Source organism: Proteiniphilum propionicum, from assembly GCF_022267555.1.
GTDB classification, from domain to species: domain Bacteria; phylum Bacteroidota; class Bacteroidia; order Bacteroidales; family Dysgonomonadaceae; genus Proteiniphilum; species Proteiniphilum propionicum.
In genome coordinates, this window is the sequence record NZ_CP073586.1 from 728,075 (window position 1) to 746,069 (window position 17,995).

General features: G+C 43.7%; 10 protein-coding genes. 8 read left to right on the plus strand and 2 right to left on the minus strand.

What is annotated here, in order from left to right; translation table 11 throughout:
- The first annotated feature begins 47 nt into the window (after positions 1 to 47).
- The 7 genes from KDN43_RS02745 to KDN43_RS02775 all read left to right on the plus strand — a co-directional run bounded on the left by KDN43_RS02745 (position 48) and on the right by KDN43_RS02775 (position 10,672).
- Positions 48 to 2,987, plus strand: a complete 2,940-nt coding sequence (locus KDN43_RS02745; protein WP_238868168.1) for a SusC/RagA family TonB-linked outer membrane protein — start codon at positions 48 to 50, stop codon at positions 2,985 to 2,987.
- 11 nt (positions 2,988 to 2,998) lie between these two features.
- Positions 2,999 to 4,756, plus strand: a complete 1,758-nt coding sequence (locus KDN43_RS02750) for a RagB/SusD family nutrient uptake outer membrane protein (RefSeq protein WP_238868169.1) — start codon at positions 2,999 to 3,001, stop codon at positions 4,754 to 4,756.
- Between the two features lie 173 nt (positions 4,757 to 4,929).
- A complete protein-coding gene (locus KDN43_RS02755; protein WP_238868170.1) occupies positions 4,930 to 5,478 on the plus strand; it encodes a DUF4372 domain-containing protein in 549 nt (182 codons plus the stop codon).
- On the plus strand, positions 5,468 to 5,821 hold the full coding sequence (locus KDN43_RS02760; protein ID WP_238868171.1) for a hypothetical protein: 354 nt from the start codon (positions 5,468 to 5,470) through the stop codon (positions 5,819 to 5,821). Before KDN43_RS02755 ends, KDN43_RS02760 begins: the two co-directional genes overlap by 11 nt.
- Positions 5,822 to 5,850: 29 nt before the next feature.
- Positions 5,851 to 6,609, plus strand: a complete 759-nt coding sequence (locus tag KDN43_RS02765; RefSeq protein WP_238868172.1) for a formylglycine-generating enzyme family protein — start codon at positions 5,851 to 5,853, stop codon at positions 6,607 to 6,609.
- Between the two features lie 152 nt (positions 6,610 to 6,761).
- Positions 6,762 to 8,795: a beta-L-arabinofuranosidase domain-containing protein gene (locus KDN43_RS02770; protein ID WP_407681777.1), complete on the plus strand. Its 2,034-nt coding sequence runs from the start codon at positions 6,762 to 6,764 to the stop codon at positions 8,793 to 8,795.
- Positions 8,796 to 8,812: 17 nt separating this feature from the next.
- The gene (locus KDN43_RS02775; RefSeq protein WP_407681778.1) at positions 8,813 to 10,672 is read left to right on the plus strand and encodes a glycoside hydrolase family 127 protein; all 1,860 of its coding nucleotides are present in this window, start codon (positions 8,813 to 8,815) and stop codon (positions 10,670 to 10,672) included.
- A gap of 75 nt (positions 10,673 to 10,747) precedes the next feature.
- On the opposite strand, the gene KDN43_RS02780 is transcribed toward KDN43_RS02775, so the two are convergent.
- Positions 10,748 to 13,297: a DUF4982 domain-containing protein gene (locus tag KDN43_RS02780; RefSeq protein ID WP_238868174.1), complete on the minus strand. Its 2,550-nt coding sequence runs from the start codon at positions 13,295 to 13,297 to the stop codon at positions 10,748 to 10,750.
- A gap of 73 nt (positions 13,298 to 13,370) precedes the next feature.
- A complete protein-coding gene (locus tag KDN43_RS02785) occupies positions 13,371 to 15,011 on the minus strand; it encodes a fumarate hydratase (RefSeq protein WP_238868175.1) in 1,641 nt (546 codons plus the stop codon).
- 387 nt (positions 15,012 to 15,398) lie between these two features.
- Between KDN43_RS02785 and feoB the strand changes: the two genes are divergently transcribed.
- Complete coding sequence (gene feoB, locus KDN43_RS02790) at positions 15,399 to 17,891, plus strand: ferrous iron transport protein B (protein ID WP_238869530.1); 2,493 nt, start codon at positions 15,399 to 15,401, stop codon at positions 17,889 to 17,891.
- Positions 17,892 to 17,995: the final 104 nt, after the last annotated feature.

The following is a 17,995-nucleotide window of genomic DNA, read 5'->3' on the forward strand; positions in this document are numbered from 1 at the left end:
AACTTTTATTTGAGACTTTTAGGTATTAATTTAAAAATGCGAGAAGAATGAAAAAAACACATTCAAATTCCAAATGGAAAGGATTTCTGTTTGCCATGTTGTGGACAGTATCCTGTGGGCTATTTGCCCAGAACATTACGGTAAATGGATCTGTAACCGATGCTAAAGGCATGTCAGTTATCGGTGCTACCGTTATGGTGGAAAACAATGCCAATATTGGTACAGTTACCGATATAGAAGGCAATTATAGATTAAACAATGTTCCTTCTAATGCTTCACTGCAGTTCAGTTATGTAGGAATGGTTACCCAAATCATTCCAGTAAAGGGTCGCACCGACATCGATGTAGTCATGGCTTCGGATGCCGAACTATTGGACGAGCTGGTGGTAGTGGGATATGGAACAATGCAAAAGAAACAGGTTACCAGTTCCATTACTTCACTATCTGCAAGCGACCTGCCGAAAGGTGTGGGTGGTTCTTCCATTGCTAACGCATTGCAGGGAAAAGTTGCTGGTTTGGTAATGTCAGGTACGGCAAGCCCCAACTCAGGAAACACTTTCCAGCTGCGGGGTATGGCATCAATCAACACATCGCGGGCACCACTAATTGTAATTGACGGTATGCCGGGCGGTGACATCCGCACTCTTTCAGCAGAGGAGATTCAATCGATCGACGTATTAAAGGATGCTTCTGCAGGTGCGATCTATGGTACAAGAGCTACAGGTGGTGTAATATTAGTTACAACCAAGAAAGCGTCTACTGGTAAATTACAAGCTACCTACACGAGTGAGCTGCTTCTCAAGAAAGCATTCGGTAAACCTGATCTACTTAATGCACAAGATTATATTGCAACTTATGAAGGTGCGAAGAACGATGAAGGGCATGAGACTGACTGGTGGGTTGAAGCCTTGAGAGACAATCCCACATCTCAGAGACATATAGTGACACTGCAGGGAGGACAGGAAACTGCCCGTATTTTTGCATCATTAATGTATGACGAAAACAAAGGTGTTTTACGTGGAGACGACCGCCAGGATTATGCAGGCCGTATCAATACAGATTTCAAATTGCTTAATGAATGGCTTGATGTTTCATCACACTTAAGCTACAGACAAGCAAAACGTAATCAGAGTAGCCCTTCTATTGAAGGAATTATGCGCGCCAATCCTACACAGGCTGTGCGTGACCCCAGCAGTCAGACTGGATGGAACATTTGGACAACAGGTGATAATACCGAGATGAACGAGATAGGTGAAGCAGCACTCAAAACTAACGAAGGAATGGATAAATGGTTCCGTCCCGACGTGTCTCTAAAATTGAATATCCTGCCAGTCGAAGGCTTGTCTTATCAGCATACTTTTGCTTATGAAAACAGACAGTGGGAAAGACATTATTATCGTTCAATGTTCTCTCGTGAAGAGCTTAGAGCAGGTCGCAAAGGATGGGCCGAAATGAACTACAGTAAAACCGAACTGTTTAATACCGACGGTTACTTGTCATATCTTAACGAATTTGGTCTGCATACAGTAAATGCTGTTGCAGGTTATAGCTATTTCGAAAGAAATGGTGACGGATTTAATGCTGCTAACGGTAATTTCACCAATGACCGCGTAATGTTCTGGAACCTTGGCGAAGGAACGAGATTAACAGAAGGACTCGCCAGTATGGGATCTTCAAAAAACATTACTGAGCGACTGATGGCTTATTTCATGCGTGCAAACTATTCATACAATGATACGTATATGGCGACTGCCTCTGCACGACGTGAAGGATCAAGTAAATTTGCTGTAAACAACAGATGGGGTAACTTCTGGTCACTATCCGGAGGATGGCGTCTATCAAATGAAAGCTTCCTTGAAGATGTAAACTGGCTAAATGACCTGAAACTTCGTGTTGCTTATGGTGTAACTGGTAATGAGGGTTTCTCTGCCAATTACGCGGCAAGAATGTATGGTTCTGATACCAGATGGCTGATGCCAACAGGAAACTGGGCAATGAGCTATGGAGCCACAACTAATCTTAATGAAGACTTAGGATGGGAAGAAAAACATGAGTGGAACGTAGGGGTTGACTTTTCAGTACTTGACAACAGATTATACGGTAAACTCGATTTCTACAGACGTAACATTGAAGGTTTGATCTACAGCGTGGAAGTTCCTCAACCACCTAATACAGAATCAAGCATGTATAAGAACATCGGAACAATGAACAACCGTGGTTGGGAAATTGAACTTGGTGCAGATATTGTAAGAGGAAGAAACTGGAATTACAATACATCATTAAATCTGACTCACAACAAAACTTTCATCGGTTCACTTTGGGGAAATCAGACTTATATCAACGGAGGTTACATCAACAACTGGGTTGAATATGCTCACAGAATTGAAGAGAATGTTGAAGTAGGAAGCTATTTCATGTATCGCTATGCAGGTGTAAGTGAAGGACGTTTCCAGATTTATGACAAAGATGATAATGTAATCTTCTCTGATGATGGAACTGTTGACGACCGCGTTTATCAGAAGAACTTCACTCCTATTATCATGGCAGGATGGACTCACAATTTAGGATATAAAAACTGGGACTTCAATATGACTCTTACCAGCTGGATCGATTTTGATATCTATAATGCTATCGAACTTGAATATGGTTTAAGGAACGTGGCTCAGGGCAATATGCTGTACGATGCAATTGAAAAGAACGGACATATTACAGGGCGCCCCTCTCCAAGTGATTATTTCCTCTATGACGGAACTTTCCTGAAGATTCAGAACCTATCATTAGGATATACTTTAGCAATGAGAAAATATACTGATATGATCAATTCAATCAGATTCTATTTTACAGGAGATAACGTATATACTTTCACCAAATACCCAGGATTGAATCCCGAAATTGATATCACAGGATGGGATGCCGGTATTGAGAGAAAAGGCAATATTTATCCACAAACCAGAACATTCACTTTTGGCCTTCAGTTAAACTTCTAATAGACACAATTATGAAAAAGTACAAATTATTAATAACAATAATAGCATTAATCGCTATCTCTTCCATTTTCAAATCATGTGAAGTAGAACCTATATACTATTCACAATCAACACCCGATCTGTTTTTTGATACACAAGAAAAGGTATATCAGAGAATGGGGCGTGCTTTCACTCACTGGGCATGGTGTTTGGCCTCTGGACAGGCTCACTCTAACTTTGTTATGCTGCAAGAATTCACCACAGACGAAATGCTTGTACCATCGCGTTATAACGACTGGTACGACGGTGGTAACTACTTAAGAATGTATCATCACGATTTTACCCCTACAACCCGTGGCGTTTACGATGCCTGGAGAGCCTTTTCAATGGGTATAGCGCAAGCATGGAGTGCAAAAGATGATATAGACCAGTATGTTAATTTTGACGAACTGGGATTCCCCGCAGGCAGTCGCGAAGCTGTATTGATGCAATTGCAAACATTATCGGCCTATTTCTATTGGTTCGGACTTGACATGTTTGGAGGTGTGCCTCTGTATATTTCCACAAAGGGAGATATTCAGCCACGTGCTACAGATGTGGAAACATTCAAATTCATTGACAGCCTTCTTACTGAAGCTATCCCACAATTGCCTAAAAAGACAGTTCTTGGAGCTCAGGAAACAGGAGCAATCAATCAGGCAGCAGCTGCTTTATTAAAAGCCCGTCTATACTTTAATGCAGAATCATACATAAGAAAAGATATGTATGCAGAGGCAGCAACTATCTGTCAGGATATCATTGACGGAAAATATGGCACTTATGCACTTGAAGATGACTGGACAAATATCTTCGGATTTAATAACGACCGTTCAACAGAAATCATCTGGTCAGTACCAAGTCAGAACGCCATCAGCGAAAGAAGCGTTGGCCCGTACTCTTCACACTATGGAATGAACGAATACTGGGCTAATGGAGAGATTGGTAACCGATACAACGGATATTGCCTTGTTCCTTCACTCGACGTAGAAGGTAAGTCTTATTTACCTGGGAGCGATAATCCAAGTTCAAAAGGCACATATCGACTGGGAAGTCCTTTTGCAAAATTTCACGATTCAGATATACGCAAACAGTTAAATGCGTATGAAGGTGAAGGTAAATGGCGTGGCATGTTCTATTTTGGTGAACTAATCAACCCTGTTACAGGTGATGCATGTCACGGAGGTAACCGTCAGGTCAAACCAACAGAAGTATTAGTGTTGGTTGACCAGATAGCCCGTATCTTTCCTCAAGCTGGAGCAGAAGCTGATCATGGTAAAGAAGGTGCACGTTGGGGAGAAGAAGCTTCAGGAGTTCGCTTGGCTAAGTTTTCACCAATTCCATGGCTTACTGAGAAAACATTTAAAGGTAATCCCGATATACCTGTATTCAGACTTGCAGAAGTTTACTACATGTTAGCCGAATGCAAAATGCGTGCAGGTGATAAAGCAGGAGCAGCTACTCTGGTCAATGAAGTACGCGACCGTTATTTCCCAAAAGGTGATCCTGATCCGGTAACAGCTACCAATCTTGACGAATGGCGTATGCTCGACGAGTGGATGATTGAATTCATTGGCGAAGGTCGTCGTCGTACTGACCTTGTACGTTGGGACAAATACACTACCGAAGCATGGTGGGATAAACCGGCAGACGGTCCTAGCAAAGCACACTTCAACCGCTTTCCTATACCTGAGCAAGCAATGGGTAGTAACCACCTTATTGAACAGAACCCAGGATACGCATCCGCGGAATAAGATATAACTTAAATTTAAAAATGGTAAGTAATTTTACTTTAGTAGTGATGTACTAATTTTTCGTATTCTCGTGTAACATATTTATTATATAGCAATATATGGTCGTTCTTTGATTTTTGGACTTGAATTTAGAATCCGTAATTTTGAATTTCAGCAATTAAAACCTTAAAATTATGTATTTGGGGAAGTATGTTTTTGCCCAACTGTTGTCTTTTGTGGACAGATACGAGTTTACTAAATGCGTCAAACGGTACAAAGGCAATCGGCATACACGGGAGTTGGATTGTTGGAACCAGTTTGTCCTGCTTTTTTTCGGACAGACACTTACGCTCAACTCGTTGCGCTCGATAAGCGTGAATTTGCGCGCACACCAACACCAGCCTTACCATTTGGGCATCAAACGATACGTTGACGCCTCGGTGATTTCGCGAGCCAACGAAAGGCGCGACTGGCATATTTTCGCCGATTTCGGGAATTATCTCATTCGGCTTGTACAGCCTCTGTACGCTGATTTTCCGGTTGAAAATGCCAATCTCGAAAATGCAATCTTCGCGTTGGATTCAACCACCATTTCGGTGAGCATCAACCTTTGCTCTTGGGCGGAAGGCAAATACAGCCGGGGGGGCAGTCAAGATGCACACTTTGCTGAATTTGCGTGGAAGTATTCCAGAGTTTATCCTGATAACCGACGGCAAATAACACGACAGCAATGTGTTGGATGAAATCCCGTTTTATGCCAATGGCATCTACCTGATGGATAAGGCATACGTCGATTTCAAAGCGCTGTTCCGGCTCAACAATGCACATGCATTCTTCGTGTCCAGGGCCAAGGAAACGATGCGCTACTCAGTGGTGGAGCAGAATTTCAACATCGATGAAACAACGGGATTGTGCACTGACAGAACGGTCGTCCTGACGGTCGCCAAATCGAAACGGCTGTATCCCGGGAAATTGCGCCTGGTTGAATTTTACGATGAAAAAAACAACGAACTGCTTGTTTTCCAGACGAACAATTTTGAGGTTTCGCCCCTTATACAGCACGGCTTATATCGGAACCTGAAGTAACGGCCAGGATTGGCAAAGCGCCTCAGGGAATGGTTCTCATTCCATCAGGCATATTCCAATGCGACAGCTACCGGACAGGGGACTCATTCATCAGTTATCCCGAAAATCCAACATCAAATGGAGATAAAGTGGTAATGAAAAAATTCTACATGGATAAATACTCGGTCACCAACAGACAATACCGGGAATTTCTGGAGGCAACAGGATATCAACCAAATGATACGGCAAATTTTCTAAAGCACTGGACAAACAATCAAATTCCCAAAGGGCAAGAGAACTATCCTGTAATGTATGTAACTCTTGAAGATGCAAAAGCCTATGCTAAGTGGGCAGGAAAACGTATTCCGACCGAAATAGAATGGCAGTATGCGGCTCAGACCGAAAAAGGCAACGAATGGCCATGGATACAGGAAAAACCAGTGGAAAGGGAAGAAGAATTCATCACGAATACTCTTTCTGTCTGGAAGATAAAAGGAATAAACCCAAACCGATGTAATTTGGGCGATGGTTCACTTTACCCGGTTGGAAAATATAAGGATGGAGCAAACCCATACGGATTAAATGATTTAGTCGGTTGTGTATGGCAGTTGACAAATGATGTATATGATAATACCACTTATAGATATATAATGTTAAAAGGAGGAAGTTATTTCTTACCCACATCTAGTTTTTGGTATGTACAGGGGGGCCCTAGAGAATTGAATTTTAGGCAATATTTATTACGGCTCTCACCATCGTTCGAAAGAAAAGCAACGGTTGGGTTCCGCTGCGTCAAGGATGCTTTATAAGAATAAGATTTGATTATTAACTGATTCTACAATTGATATACAGAGAGCGATTTTAATAAATCCGGCCTATTAGATAAAAATTCCGGGTCCGATATGCATGTAAAGAAAACAGACAGACAAAAATAAATTAATTTATGTAAATTTGAAATATTATGAAGAAAGTAAACTTGATCATTTTATTTTTTATTGTAATAAATATGTGCACCAAGTCTCAATTAAAACAACCGACAACAGATTTATATTTAAATAATCGTACACCATTAATTACAAAACCATTTATGGAACTCCCAGTAGGGACAGTACGCCCTGAAGGGTGGCTGAAAAGCCAGTTGCTAAAGATGAAAAACGGGATGACAGGACACCTTGACTCTCTTTACAGTGAGGTTATGGGGCCTCGAAATGGATGGCTGGGAGGCGACGGAGATGTATGGGAAAGAGGGCCTTACTGGATTGACGGGCTGTTGCCTTTAGCATACATCCTGGATGACAGCTTGCTAAAAGCCAAGGTCCAACCCTGGGTGGAGTGGACATTGAAAAGTCAGAGGCCTGATGGTTATTTTGGCCCCTCTGTAGATCGGAAACCGGAAGAGGGATTACAAAGAACAAATGCACAGGACTGGTGGCCAAAAATGGTTGTATTAAAGTTCATGAAATCATATTATGAGGCAACTGGCGATGAGCGCGTCATTCCTTTTATGACAAACTATTTTAAATACCAATTAAAAGAGCTGCCCCAGAAACCCTTGAATCATTGGACACGTTGGGGACAACAACGGGGAGGAGATAACTTAATGGTCGTTTATTGGCTTTATAACATTACCGGTGAAAAATTTCTATTGGATCTGGGTGATTTAATCACCGGGCAAACTATCGACTGGACAAATTCTTTTTTGGAGGGAAATATGCTTAACAGGCTCTTTGGCGTACATTGTGTGAATCTGGCACAAGGCATGAAACAACCAATTATCCGGTATCAAGCCACAAAGGATACAAAACATATTGATGCTATTAACAAAGGATTTTCCGATTTGATGAGAGCGCACGGTTGGCCTAATGGATTATATGGTGCGGACGAGCTGTTGCATACCGGAAATCCGACCCATGGTTCTGAACTTTGTACTGCGGTTGAACTAATGTTTTCTTTGGAAAAAATGGTTGAAATTACAGGAAATGTAGCATGGGCAGACTGGCTGGAAAGAGTTACTTTTAATGCATTACCCACACAGGTGACTGACAATTACGATGCACGGCAATATTACCAGCAACTTAATCAGGTAGAAATATCACGCCATCAAAGAAATTTTGTAACCAGCTACAACGGCACCGATCAATTATTTGGGCTTTTGACTGGATATCCCTGTTGCACTTCAAACCTGCACCAGGGTTGGCCTAAATTTACAAAGCACCTTTGGTTCGCGTCAGAAGATAACGGTTTAGCAGCACTTTTTTATTCGCCTTGTATGGTAACTGCAAAGGTAGGATCCGGTACTGCTGTGAAAATTGAGGAAACAACAGATTATCCATTCGACGAGTCAATTCATTTCCAAATAGAGATTATGGATAAAAAAATAGAATCGACAGAGTTCCCATTCTATTTGCGAATCCCTGAGTGGTGCAGCGAAGCTACTATAAAAATTAACAATGAAATTCGATTAAAGGCGAAAGGCGGAAATATTGAAAGACTATCAAGAAAATGGAAATCAGGAGATAAAGTGGAGCTAATACTACCAATGAGTGTTATTATCACCCGTTGGTATGAAGGATCTGCAGCAGTTGAAAGGGGGCCGCTTTTATATGCTTTGCGTATGGAGGAAAAATGGACAAAGGTTCGGGATGACCGCAAGTTCGGTAGCAGGTATGGCGACTGGTATTACGAAGTTCACAGCGATTCTCCCTGGAACTACTGTTTAAAAGAAGAATCAATTAAGCCGGAAAATATTAAAACCGATTTTCAGGTAGTGAAAAAAAGGATGAAAGGATATCCCTGGAATGTTAACAATGCACCCATTGAGATTAAAACAAAAGGGAAGCGGATAAATGAATGGCAATTGTACAACAGTTCTGCAGGGCCCCAACCATTTAGTGTTCAATACCAGTCGGAAACTTTACCCGAAGAAGAAATCACTTTAATCCCTTATGGTTGCACAACATTAAGGATAGCTGAATTTCCAATTACAAGAAAATAAGTTAAAATGTATCAAAAATGAACAAATATTTGATTTCACTCATAATCCCCCTTTTGGTCTTATGTTGTATAATGATCAAAAATGAAACGAACCCTTCATCAAAGATGATCAACCAGGTAAATTTCGCAAGTGTAAAAATCACAGATAGTTTTTGGTCGCCAAGGCTAAAAAGCCATGTAATATCAACGCTTCCTGTTTGTATAGATCAAATTGAAAATAAAACAGGGAGAATCCGCAATTTTGAAAACGCGGGAAAAGGTACCGGCGAACATTCGGGTATTTTTTACGATGATTCCGACGTGTATAAAGCATTGGAAGGGATGGCATACAGCCTTATCAACAACCCCGATTCCGAACTGGAGAAAAAATGTGACGAATGGATCGATAAATTTGCGGCGGCGCAGCAACCCGACGGGTACATCAATACATTCTACGCGCTTACGGGGCTCGATAAGCGATGGACAAATATGGACAAGCACGAGATGTACTGTGCCGGACATATGATTGAAGCGGCAGTGGCATACTACAAGGCAACGGGCAAACGGAAATTGCTGGACGTATCAGTTCGGATGACCGAGCATATGATGAGTCTGTTCGGGTCAGGCAAACGTCATTGGGTGCCGGGGCACGAGGAAATAGAACTGGCATTGGTTAAACTCTACGAAGTGACAAAAGAGAAAAAGTATCTCGACTTCGCTTACTGGCTTCTCGAAGAGAGAGGCCATGGATATGGGAGCAAGGGAACGGAAGGGGAATGGAACAAACTCTACTATCAGGATTCTGTACCTGTAAGAGAACTGGAGGAGATAACAGGACACGCAGTACGAGCCATGTATCTTTTCTGTGGAATGGCTGATGTAGCTGCACTTAAGGGGGATAAGGGTTATATTCATGCTTTAAACCGTTTATGGGATGATGTCGTACTTCGAAAAATGTATGTTACCGGTGGCATTGGTTCATCGCTGCAGAACGAAGGCTTTACCGAGCCTTACGATTTGCCCAACTATGAAGCTTATTGTGAAACGTGTGCTTCGGTTGGGATGGTATTCTGGAACTCACGCATGCATCAATTAACCGGCGATTCAAAATATATTGATGTGATGGAGCGGTCCATGTACAACGGAGCTCTTGCCGGCATATCTTTGAACGGCGATCGGTTCTTTTATGTGAACCCGTTGGCATCACACGGCAATCATCATCGCCGTGAATGGTATGGAACAGCTTGCTGTCCCAGCCAGATCTCCCGGTTTTTGCCATCCATCGGAAGCTATATTTACGGGGTATCAGATAAGGCAATATGGGTAAATCTATTTATAGGGAACAACGCTGAAATTACTACCGGGAGAGAAACTGTCATCATACATCAGAAAACCGGTTATCCGTGGGATGGTGCAGTAGAGCTTAGCATAGATTCACTAAAAAGGCCAATGGAAAAGGAAATTCGTCTGCGCATTCCCGGATGGTGCAAAAAGTACAAAATCACTATAAACGGTGAAAAAGTAGAGAACATACCAGTTGATAAAGGTTTTGCTGTGATCGACAGAAAATGGAAAAACTCCGACAGGCTGACATTCACTATGGATATGCCTATAGAGGTAGTAGAGGCTGACAATCGTGTAAGAGAGAACATCGGTAAACGAGCCGTTCAGCGCGGACCGTTGGTATATTGTATGGAAGAAGTTGATAATATCTCTTTTGATAACCTGTTCCTGACAAGGAACACAAAATTTACAAACGGTTTTGAACCTGCTTTACTAAACGGGGTAGTTGCAATAAATGCATATATAAACAGCGATAGCATCCGTTTTGTTCCATACTATGCCTGGGATAACAGAGAACCCGGACAAATGAAAGTGTGGATTAACTATAAAGAATAAAAATCAAACAACAGAGATAGTGTAAACGCTCCACCTTTTGATGGAGCGTTTACACTATCTCTGTATGATTCTGAACTACTTTGCTTGAATTTTGATTGAAGCACTCCTAATCCCTTTGGCGTTGGCCTCGAAAGTAATTGTTCCAGGCTTATCGGCCGACTCAACAATTGCCACAAGCTTGCCGTTGAAAAGGTGCATCTGTGGCAGATGAAACAGGTCGAGGCTTGTGGGGTCACCGTTGGCCCCGGCACGGTAGGTTCCTGCCCCGTTCACATTGAATTTAACCAGTTCATTTACATTGGGGCAAGGGTTTCCGTTCTTGTCTTCAACCGATACGGTGATGAACGAAAGGTCTTTTCCGTCGGCACTGATCACATTCCTGTCTGCTTCCAGCACCAGACGGTACGGTTTCCCTGCTGTGTGGATCTCTTTTTCAGCAACCGCAATCCCGTTATTGTCATATGCAACCACCTTCACCGTTCCCGGCTCATACCGGGTATCCATCCACATCAACCGGTAGCGCTTCTGCCGTTCCAGCCCTTTCTGTGCTTCTGAGCTGTAGCTCCCTTTGAGCGGAACGGAGAGATCTTTTTTCCGTACACCCTGGCTCTTGCCGTTGATAAACAACTCTGCCGAGGGATAATTGGTATAGACGAATACCGGTGTTACCTCGCCCTCACGGCCCTCCCAGTTCCAGTGGGGAAGGATATGGAGTGTTTCAGCCTCTTTGTTCCAGTGGCTTCGGTAGAGGTAGAAGCGATCCTTTGGAATACCTGCCAGGTCCACCGCCCCGAAGAGGGAACTGTGGCTGGGCCAGTTGCTATAATAGGGCGTGGGTTCGCCCAGATAGTCGAACCCGGTCCATATAAACTCACCGATGGTATAGGGCAATTCCTCATGCTGTATAAAGTCATCCTCCGGCAGGTTTGACCAGCCGGCATGCTCAAGGTCGTAGGAAGAGGCCTGATGATCGTCATACATAACCATCGCCTTCCGCTCCACCGGGAACTTGTAAACCCCGCGTGAACTAAGCGTGGAGGTGGTCTCACTGCCAAGCACTATCTGCTGCGGCAATTTCTCATATGCTTCCTGATAACGAAATGAGCGGTAGTTGAAACCAGGAACATCCATGATAGCAGCCATATGGTTGCTGAATACATGATCGGGGCGGTCCATACCATTGGTAACAGGACGGGTGGGGTCTTCCCGGTGACATATATCCTGAAGGTAACGGGCCACCTTAGCACCCTGCGGGTTGCTCTGCTCTTCCACCTCATTACCTATACACCACATTACCACGCTGGGGTTGTTACGGTAATGATGCAATACATTGACCACATCCTTCTCTGCCCAATCCTTGAAATAGCGGTTATACCCATTCTTTACCTTAGGTATAGCCCATTCATCAAAGGTCTCAACCATCAGCATCATCCCCATCTCATCAGCAATACGAACATATTCAGGAGAGGGCATGTTGTGCGAGGTACGGATGGCGTTTACACCCATATCCTGCAAGATGCCAATCTGACGACGTATCGCCGCTTCGTTCACTGCGCCACCGAGCGGCCCCAAATCATGGTGCATGCATGCGCCTTGAAATTTCACCTTTCTACCATTGAGAAAGAACCCTTTATCAGCAACCACCTCAACACTACGAATGCCGAAAGAAGTAGTAAATTCATCTACAGGATATGCCAACTCCTCAGTAGTAGTTTTATTCTCTTCTGTTTTCACCTTTCTTTCAACCATAATCAGCTCTGAATATACCTTGTAAAGGTTGGGCTGCCTGATATCCCACAACAGCGGATTCTCTACTATAAGTGACTGCTCCATCTCATCCCCATCGAATTTGGTAAATTCATCTTCCGACTCAGCCACTAACTTCCCGGCAGGGTCGAGGATCGAGGTCTTCAGCCTGAGAAAGTTTATATCGGAAAGCCCTTCTGCGCAATCCACTTTCGTCTTCACATTAACCTTCGCAAATGCTTCATTTACTTCGGGTGTAGTTACATAGGTTCCCCAAACAGGAATATGAGTCTTGTGAGTTGTAATAAGGTGTACGTTCCGATAGAGCCCAGCTCCCGGATACCAGCGGGATTGCTCTTCGAAGTTCTCTAAGCGAACAGCCAGTGTATTGTTTTTCCCATCACTGTTTAAAAGATCTGTAATATCGAAGTAAAACGTATTGTAACCATTAGGCCAGACACCCGCCTCTTTCCCGTTTACAAAAACACGGGCGTTGCTCATGGCACCATCGAACTGGATGGTTACGCGCCTATCGTTGGAAAAACCGGGAATAGTAAAAGTGTTTCTGTACCACCCCACTCCAACAAAAGGAAGCCCGCCGGTACGGCCGTAATGTTCTATGGCCTTTGTTTGTCCATCCTGAACGATAGCCATCCTGTGAATATCATTTTCTTTGCTGAACGGGCCGTAAGTAGCCCAATCGTGGGGTACTCTGACCGATTGCCATTCACTGTCGCTAAAATCGGTTTCAGATGACCTCGGATTATCCTCCCGGGTAAATCTCCACCCATTTTCCAGAGTGATGCTGGTCCGGGTCTGTGATTCTATAGCCGATAAACCTAAAAAAAGAGCAATCAATATAATAAACGTTTTCTTCATGTCTTTTTACTTGTAATGTGAACCAATACTTTGGCAAATATCAAATTAATAAACTTCAATATTGACATTATGGTTATCCAAATAAACAATTTGGCTGCGTCACCACCTGGAAGAAATCATTACCCTTATCATCCACCAGTATAAATGCCGGGAAATCTTCCACCTCTATCTTCCATATCGCCTCCATGCCTAACTCCGGGTATTCAATGCATTCGAGGCTTTTGATACTGTTCTGCGCTAGAATTGCAGCAGGTCCACCTATGCTCCCGAGGTAAAAACCACCGTGCTTTTTACATGCATCGGTAACCTGCTGGCTTCGATTACCTTTTGCCAGCATTATCATGCTGCCACCGTTCGACTGAAACAGATCAACGTAGGAGTCCATGCGCCCTGCCGTTGTAGGTCCCATTGAGCCTGAGGCATATCCTTTGGGGGTCTTTGCGGGCCCGGCATAGTAGATAGGATGATCTTTTATGTATTGAGGCAGTCCCTCGCCAAGGTCGATACGTTCTTTGAGCTTTGCATGGGCAATATCGCGCCCAACAATGATGGTACCGTTCAACGACAACCGGGTGGAGACCGGATATTTTGACAACTCAGCCAGAATCTCTTTCATAGGCCGGTTTAAATCTATCTTAACACCTCCAGCTTCCCCTGCTTCACGGTATTCCTCAGGAATAAGGCGAGTAGGATTATCTTCAAGCTTCTCAATCCAAATACCATCGCGGTTGATCTTCGCCTTTATGTTACGGTCAGCCGAACAGGAAACACCCATTCCAACCGGGCAGGAGGCGCCGTGACGCGGCAGGCGGATCACCCGCACATCGTGTGCAAAATATTTCCCTCCAAACTGTGCACCCAATCCAAGCTTTTCCGAAGCCCTCTTCAGTCTCTCTTCCAGCTCATGATCACGGAAAGCCTGGCCGAGCTCATTCCCTTCCGAAGGAAGGTTATCGTAGTATTTAGCTGAGGCCATCTTCACCGTTTTCAGATTGGCTTCGGCTGAGGTACCACCGATAACGAAGGCCAGGTGATAGGGAGGACATGCAGCGGTACCCAGCGATTTCATCTTATCAATAAGGAAATCCTCAAGTTTCCCGGGGGTCAACAGAGCTTTCGTCTCCTGATAAAGATAGGTCTTATTGGCCGAACCTCCTCCCTTTGCAATACAAAGGAAATTATATTCATCTCCATCAACAGCATACAGGTCAATCTGTGCGGGGAGGTTTGTTCCAGTATTCACTTCATCATACATATTCAACGGCGCATTTTGCGAGTAACGCAGATTCTCGTTAACAAAGGTGTTGTAAACACCCAGTGAAAGGGCTTCTTCATCATTGCCTTCAGTCCATACCCGTTGACCTTTTTTACCCATGATAATGGCCGTGCCTGTGTCCTGGCAGAAAGGTAGAATTCCCTTTGCGGATATCTCCGCATTGCGCAGGAATGTAAGAGCCACGAACTTGTCGTTTTCACTCGCTTCGGGATCGGACAGAATTTTTGCTACCTGTTCCTGATGTTCGGAACGAAGCAGAAACTCTACATCACGAAAAGCAGTCTGAGCCAACAGCGTCAATCCCTCTTTCGATACTTTCAGAATCTCCTTCCCTTCGAATTCAGATACTGAAACATGCTCCTTAGTGAGCAGATAATACTCCGTTTGGTCCTTCGACATGGGGAAAGGCGGCTGATATTTGAATGGTTTATTTGCCATAAATAATTGGTTATATTTGTTTTGATTACTATCTGTTTTATTCTTAAGCAGACAAAAATACAAAGAAAAAACGGCATCGAAAAACGATAAAGCAAAACATTTCCCAGTCATACCCGGTCGCCCATACCTTAAGATGCACCCTCTCGCCGGAGTCTTCTGCCGTTAAAGACTCATCTCGCTCTGCCTCCTCTCTCAGCGTATCTTTTCTATCCTGTAATCCAAGCTATATTGTAGTTTACTGATCTACTATAAACTGATTATTTTTAAACTTTTAAATAATATACTGAGAACAACCTAGAACAGCCCAAATGTTATTATTTATAATTAATATAAATAATACAGAGAAAAATCTTACCTTTGCAGGCTAATCAGGGAGTTTATTCATCTATGCGTCTTTCAGAACTTCAGACAGGACAAAAAGCATACATCATAAAAGTAAATGGTAGTGGGGCTTTCAGAAAACGTATTCTCGAAATGGGGTTCGTTCGTGGAGAAGAGGTAAAGTCAATTCTGAACGCTCCTTTAAGGGATCCCATCAAATATGAGATCATGGAGTACGATGTTTCATTGCGCCGCAGCGAAGCAGTGATGATAGAAATCTCCATGCTAAAAGAGGATGTCGGGAACAATGGTTACACCAAAGATGAACTGGCCTTAACAGGAGAGCTACCTTGCAATGGCACAGGGAAGGGGCATAGGAAGCGTCACCGGAGAAGGGATAACTGCCTGAACAAGAAAAACATCAAGGTTGCCTTGCTGGGAAACCCCAACTCGGGAAAGACCTCCATCTTCAACCTCGCATCGGGCGCTCACGAACATGTTGGTAATTACAGTGGTGTAACAATTAATTCCAAGGAGGGGAAATTAAGGCATAACGGATATTCATTTACGCTGGTAGATCTTCCCGGCACCTATTCTCTATCTGCATATTCACCTGAAGAGTTATATGCAAGAAAATATCTACTGGATGAGAAGCCTGACGTAATTGTGAATGTGGTGTCAGCTTCTGCGCTGGAGAGGAATCTCTATCTCACCACCGAACTGATAGATCTGGAAGTCCCCATGGTTATAGCCCTGAACATGTACGACGAACTGGAACAGAGCGGCCGCAAATTCGATTATGAAAAGTTCTCTTCACTTATCAATATTCCAGTTGTACCTACCGTCGGCAAGAGGGGAGAAGGGATTCCGCAACTGCTTGAGAAGGTTATTGCAGTACACAATGAGGAGGTACACAATTATGTACAGATCCCCTACGGCAGGGTATTGGAAAAATCGATCAGCATCATGGAGCGTGAAATAAAAAACTGCAATATTTCCGGATGGGGAATACCTCAACGGTATATATGCATCAAGATGCTTGAAGGCGACCACGAGGTAGAAAGGCGTACCAGGGAACTCCCCCTGAATGAACAGATATTTGCACGTAGAGATAAGGAACAAGCATATATCGGGAAACTTCTCCGCGAAGACCCGGAGTCGGCATTCACCAATGCCCGCTATGGCTTTATCGCTGGTGGGCTGCAGGAAACGCTCACGGAGAAAGGTCAAAAGACAGATAAAACAAAACTGCTAGACTCCATACTTACCCACAGGTATCTTGGCTTCCCACTATTCTTTCTCTTTCTCTGGGTCATGTTTGAGGCTACGTTCCGTCTGGGGGGCTATCCAATGGAGTGGATCGAATGGCTGGTGGCCCAACTGGGTAACCTCATCAGAAACAATATGGCTGAAGGGCCTCTGAAAGCTTTGATTGTTGATGGTATTATCGGGGGTGTGGGTGGAGTTATCGTGTTTCTTCCCAATATCGTAATATTGTACCTCTTTATTGCTTTTATGGAAGATTCTGGTTATATGGCACGTGCAGCCTTTATCATGGATAAGCTTATGCACAAGATAGGGCTGCATGGGAAATCGTTTATTCCGTTAATCATGGGATTTGGTTGTAACGTTCCGGCTATCATGGCTACACGTACTATCGAAAGCCGCAGTAGCCGGATGATAACCATGTTCATTGTTCCGTTCATGTCGTGTAGCGCCCGCTTACCAGTATATATACTCTTTGTTGGAGCATTTTTCCCTTCCCGGGGCAGCATTGTAATGCTGGGATTGTATATTTTTGGTATTGCGATAGCAGCTCTGACAGCCCGAATGTTCCGGAATACACTGTTCAAAGAGGAAGAGACTCCGTTTGTTATGGAGCTGCCTCCCTACAGAATGCCGACTAAAAAATCAATTCTCACACATATGTGGGATCGTTCAAGCCAGTATCTCCGTAAAATGGGAGGACCAATTCTCATCGCATCCATCCTGATATGGTTTCTGGGATACTTTCCACAAGACAAGGAGAGAGACAATTTGTTCGACAGAGATATAGTGCAGATAGGTGTACAATATGACAAGAATGAAATCAGCAGCGACGAGAAAAAGCAGATGACAGCCGTGATTGATCATGCCCGTAACACCTCTCATCAGGAAAACTCATACATAGGAAGGATCGGAAAATTTATTGAGCCTGTGATGCGTCCCCTTGGGTTTGATTGGAAAATATCAGTCAGCCTGCTTTCAGGGATGGCTGCCAAAGAGATCGTTGTCAGCACAATGGGAGTACTCTACACCGGCGATAGTAACAATCAGCATTCGTTGCAGGAGCGGCTGCAAGCAGAAACCTATCCGGGAGGGGCACCAGTTTTCACTAATCTCGTGACCATTGGTTTTCTCCTTTTCGTGTTGATCTACTTCCCCTGCATTGCCACAATCGTGGCTATTAAGGAAGAGTCTCACTCTTGGAGATGGGCTCTCTTCAGCGTACTTTATTCCACCGGCCTGGCGTGGCTTGTTGCCTTTGTGGTGCATCAGGCAGGAAATCTTTTTGTTTAAAAATAAGAGTCAGCTCCTAAAACCCAAAATATAAAATTGATTACATATTATTGAATACAAACATCTGTTTTGGCCCGATTATAATGAAAGAGACTTTTAGGGAA

Excerpts from the sequence above, each read along its gene's own strand:
- KDN43_RS02745 (WP_238868168.1), top strand. The coding sequence starts at position 48 with ATGAAAAAAACACATTCAAATTCCAAATGGAAAGGATTTCTGTTTGCC.
- KDN43_RS02750 (WP_238868169.1), top strand. The coding sequence starts at position 2,999 with ATGAAAAAGTACAAATTATTAATAACAATAATAGCATTAATCGCTATC.
- KDN43_RS02755 (WP_238868170.1), top strand. The coding sequence starts at position 4,930 with ATGTATTTGGGGAAGTATGTTTTTGCCCAACTGTTGTCTTTTGTGGAC.
- KDN43_RS02765 (WP_238868172.1), top strand. The coding sequence starts at position 5,851 with ATGGTTCTCATTCCATCAGGCATATTCCAATGCGACAGCTACCGGACA.
- KDN43_RS02770 (WP_407681777.1), top strand. The coding sequence starts at position 6,762 with ATGAAGAAAGTAAACTTGATCATTTTATTTTTTATTGTAATAAATATG.
- KDN43_RS02775 (WP_407681778.1), top strand. The coding sequence starts at position 8,813 with ATGAACAAATATTTGATTTCACTCATAATCCCCCTTTTGGTCTTATGT.
- KDN43_RS02780 (WP_238868174.1), bottom strand. The coding sequence starts at position 13,297 with ATGAAGAAAACGTTTATTATATTGATTGCTCTTTTTTTAGGTTTATCG.
- KDN43_RS02785 (WP_238868175.1), bottom strand. The coding sequence starts at position 15,011 with ATGGCAAATAAACCATTCAAATATCAGCCGCCTTTCCCCATGTCGAAG.
- feoB (WP_238869530.1), top strand. The coding sequence starts at position 15,399 with ATGCGTCTTTCAGAACTTCAGACAGGACAAAAAGCATACATCATAAAA.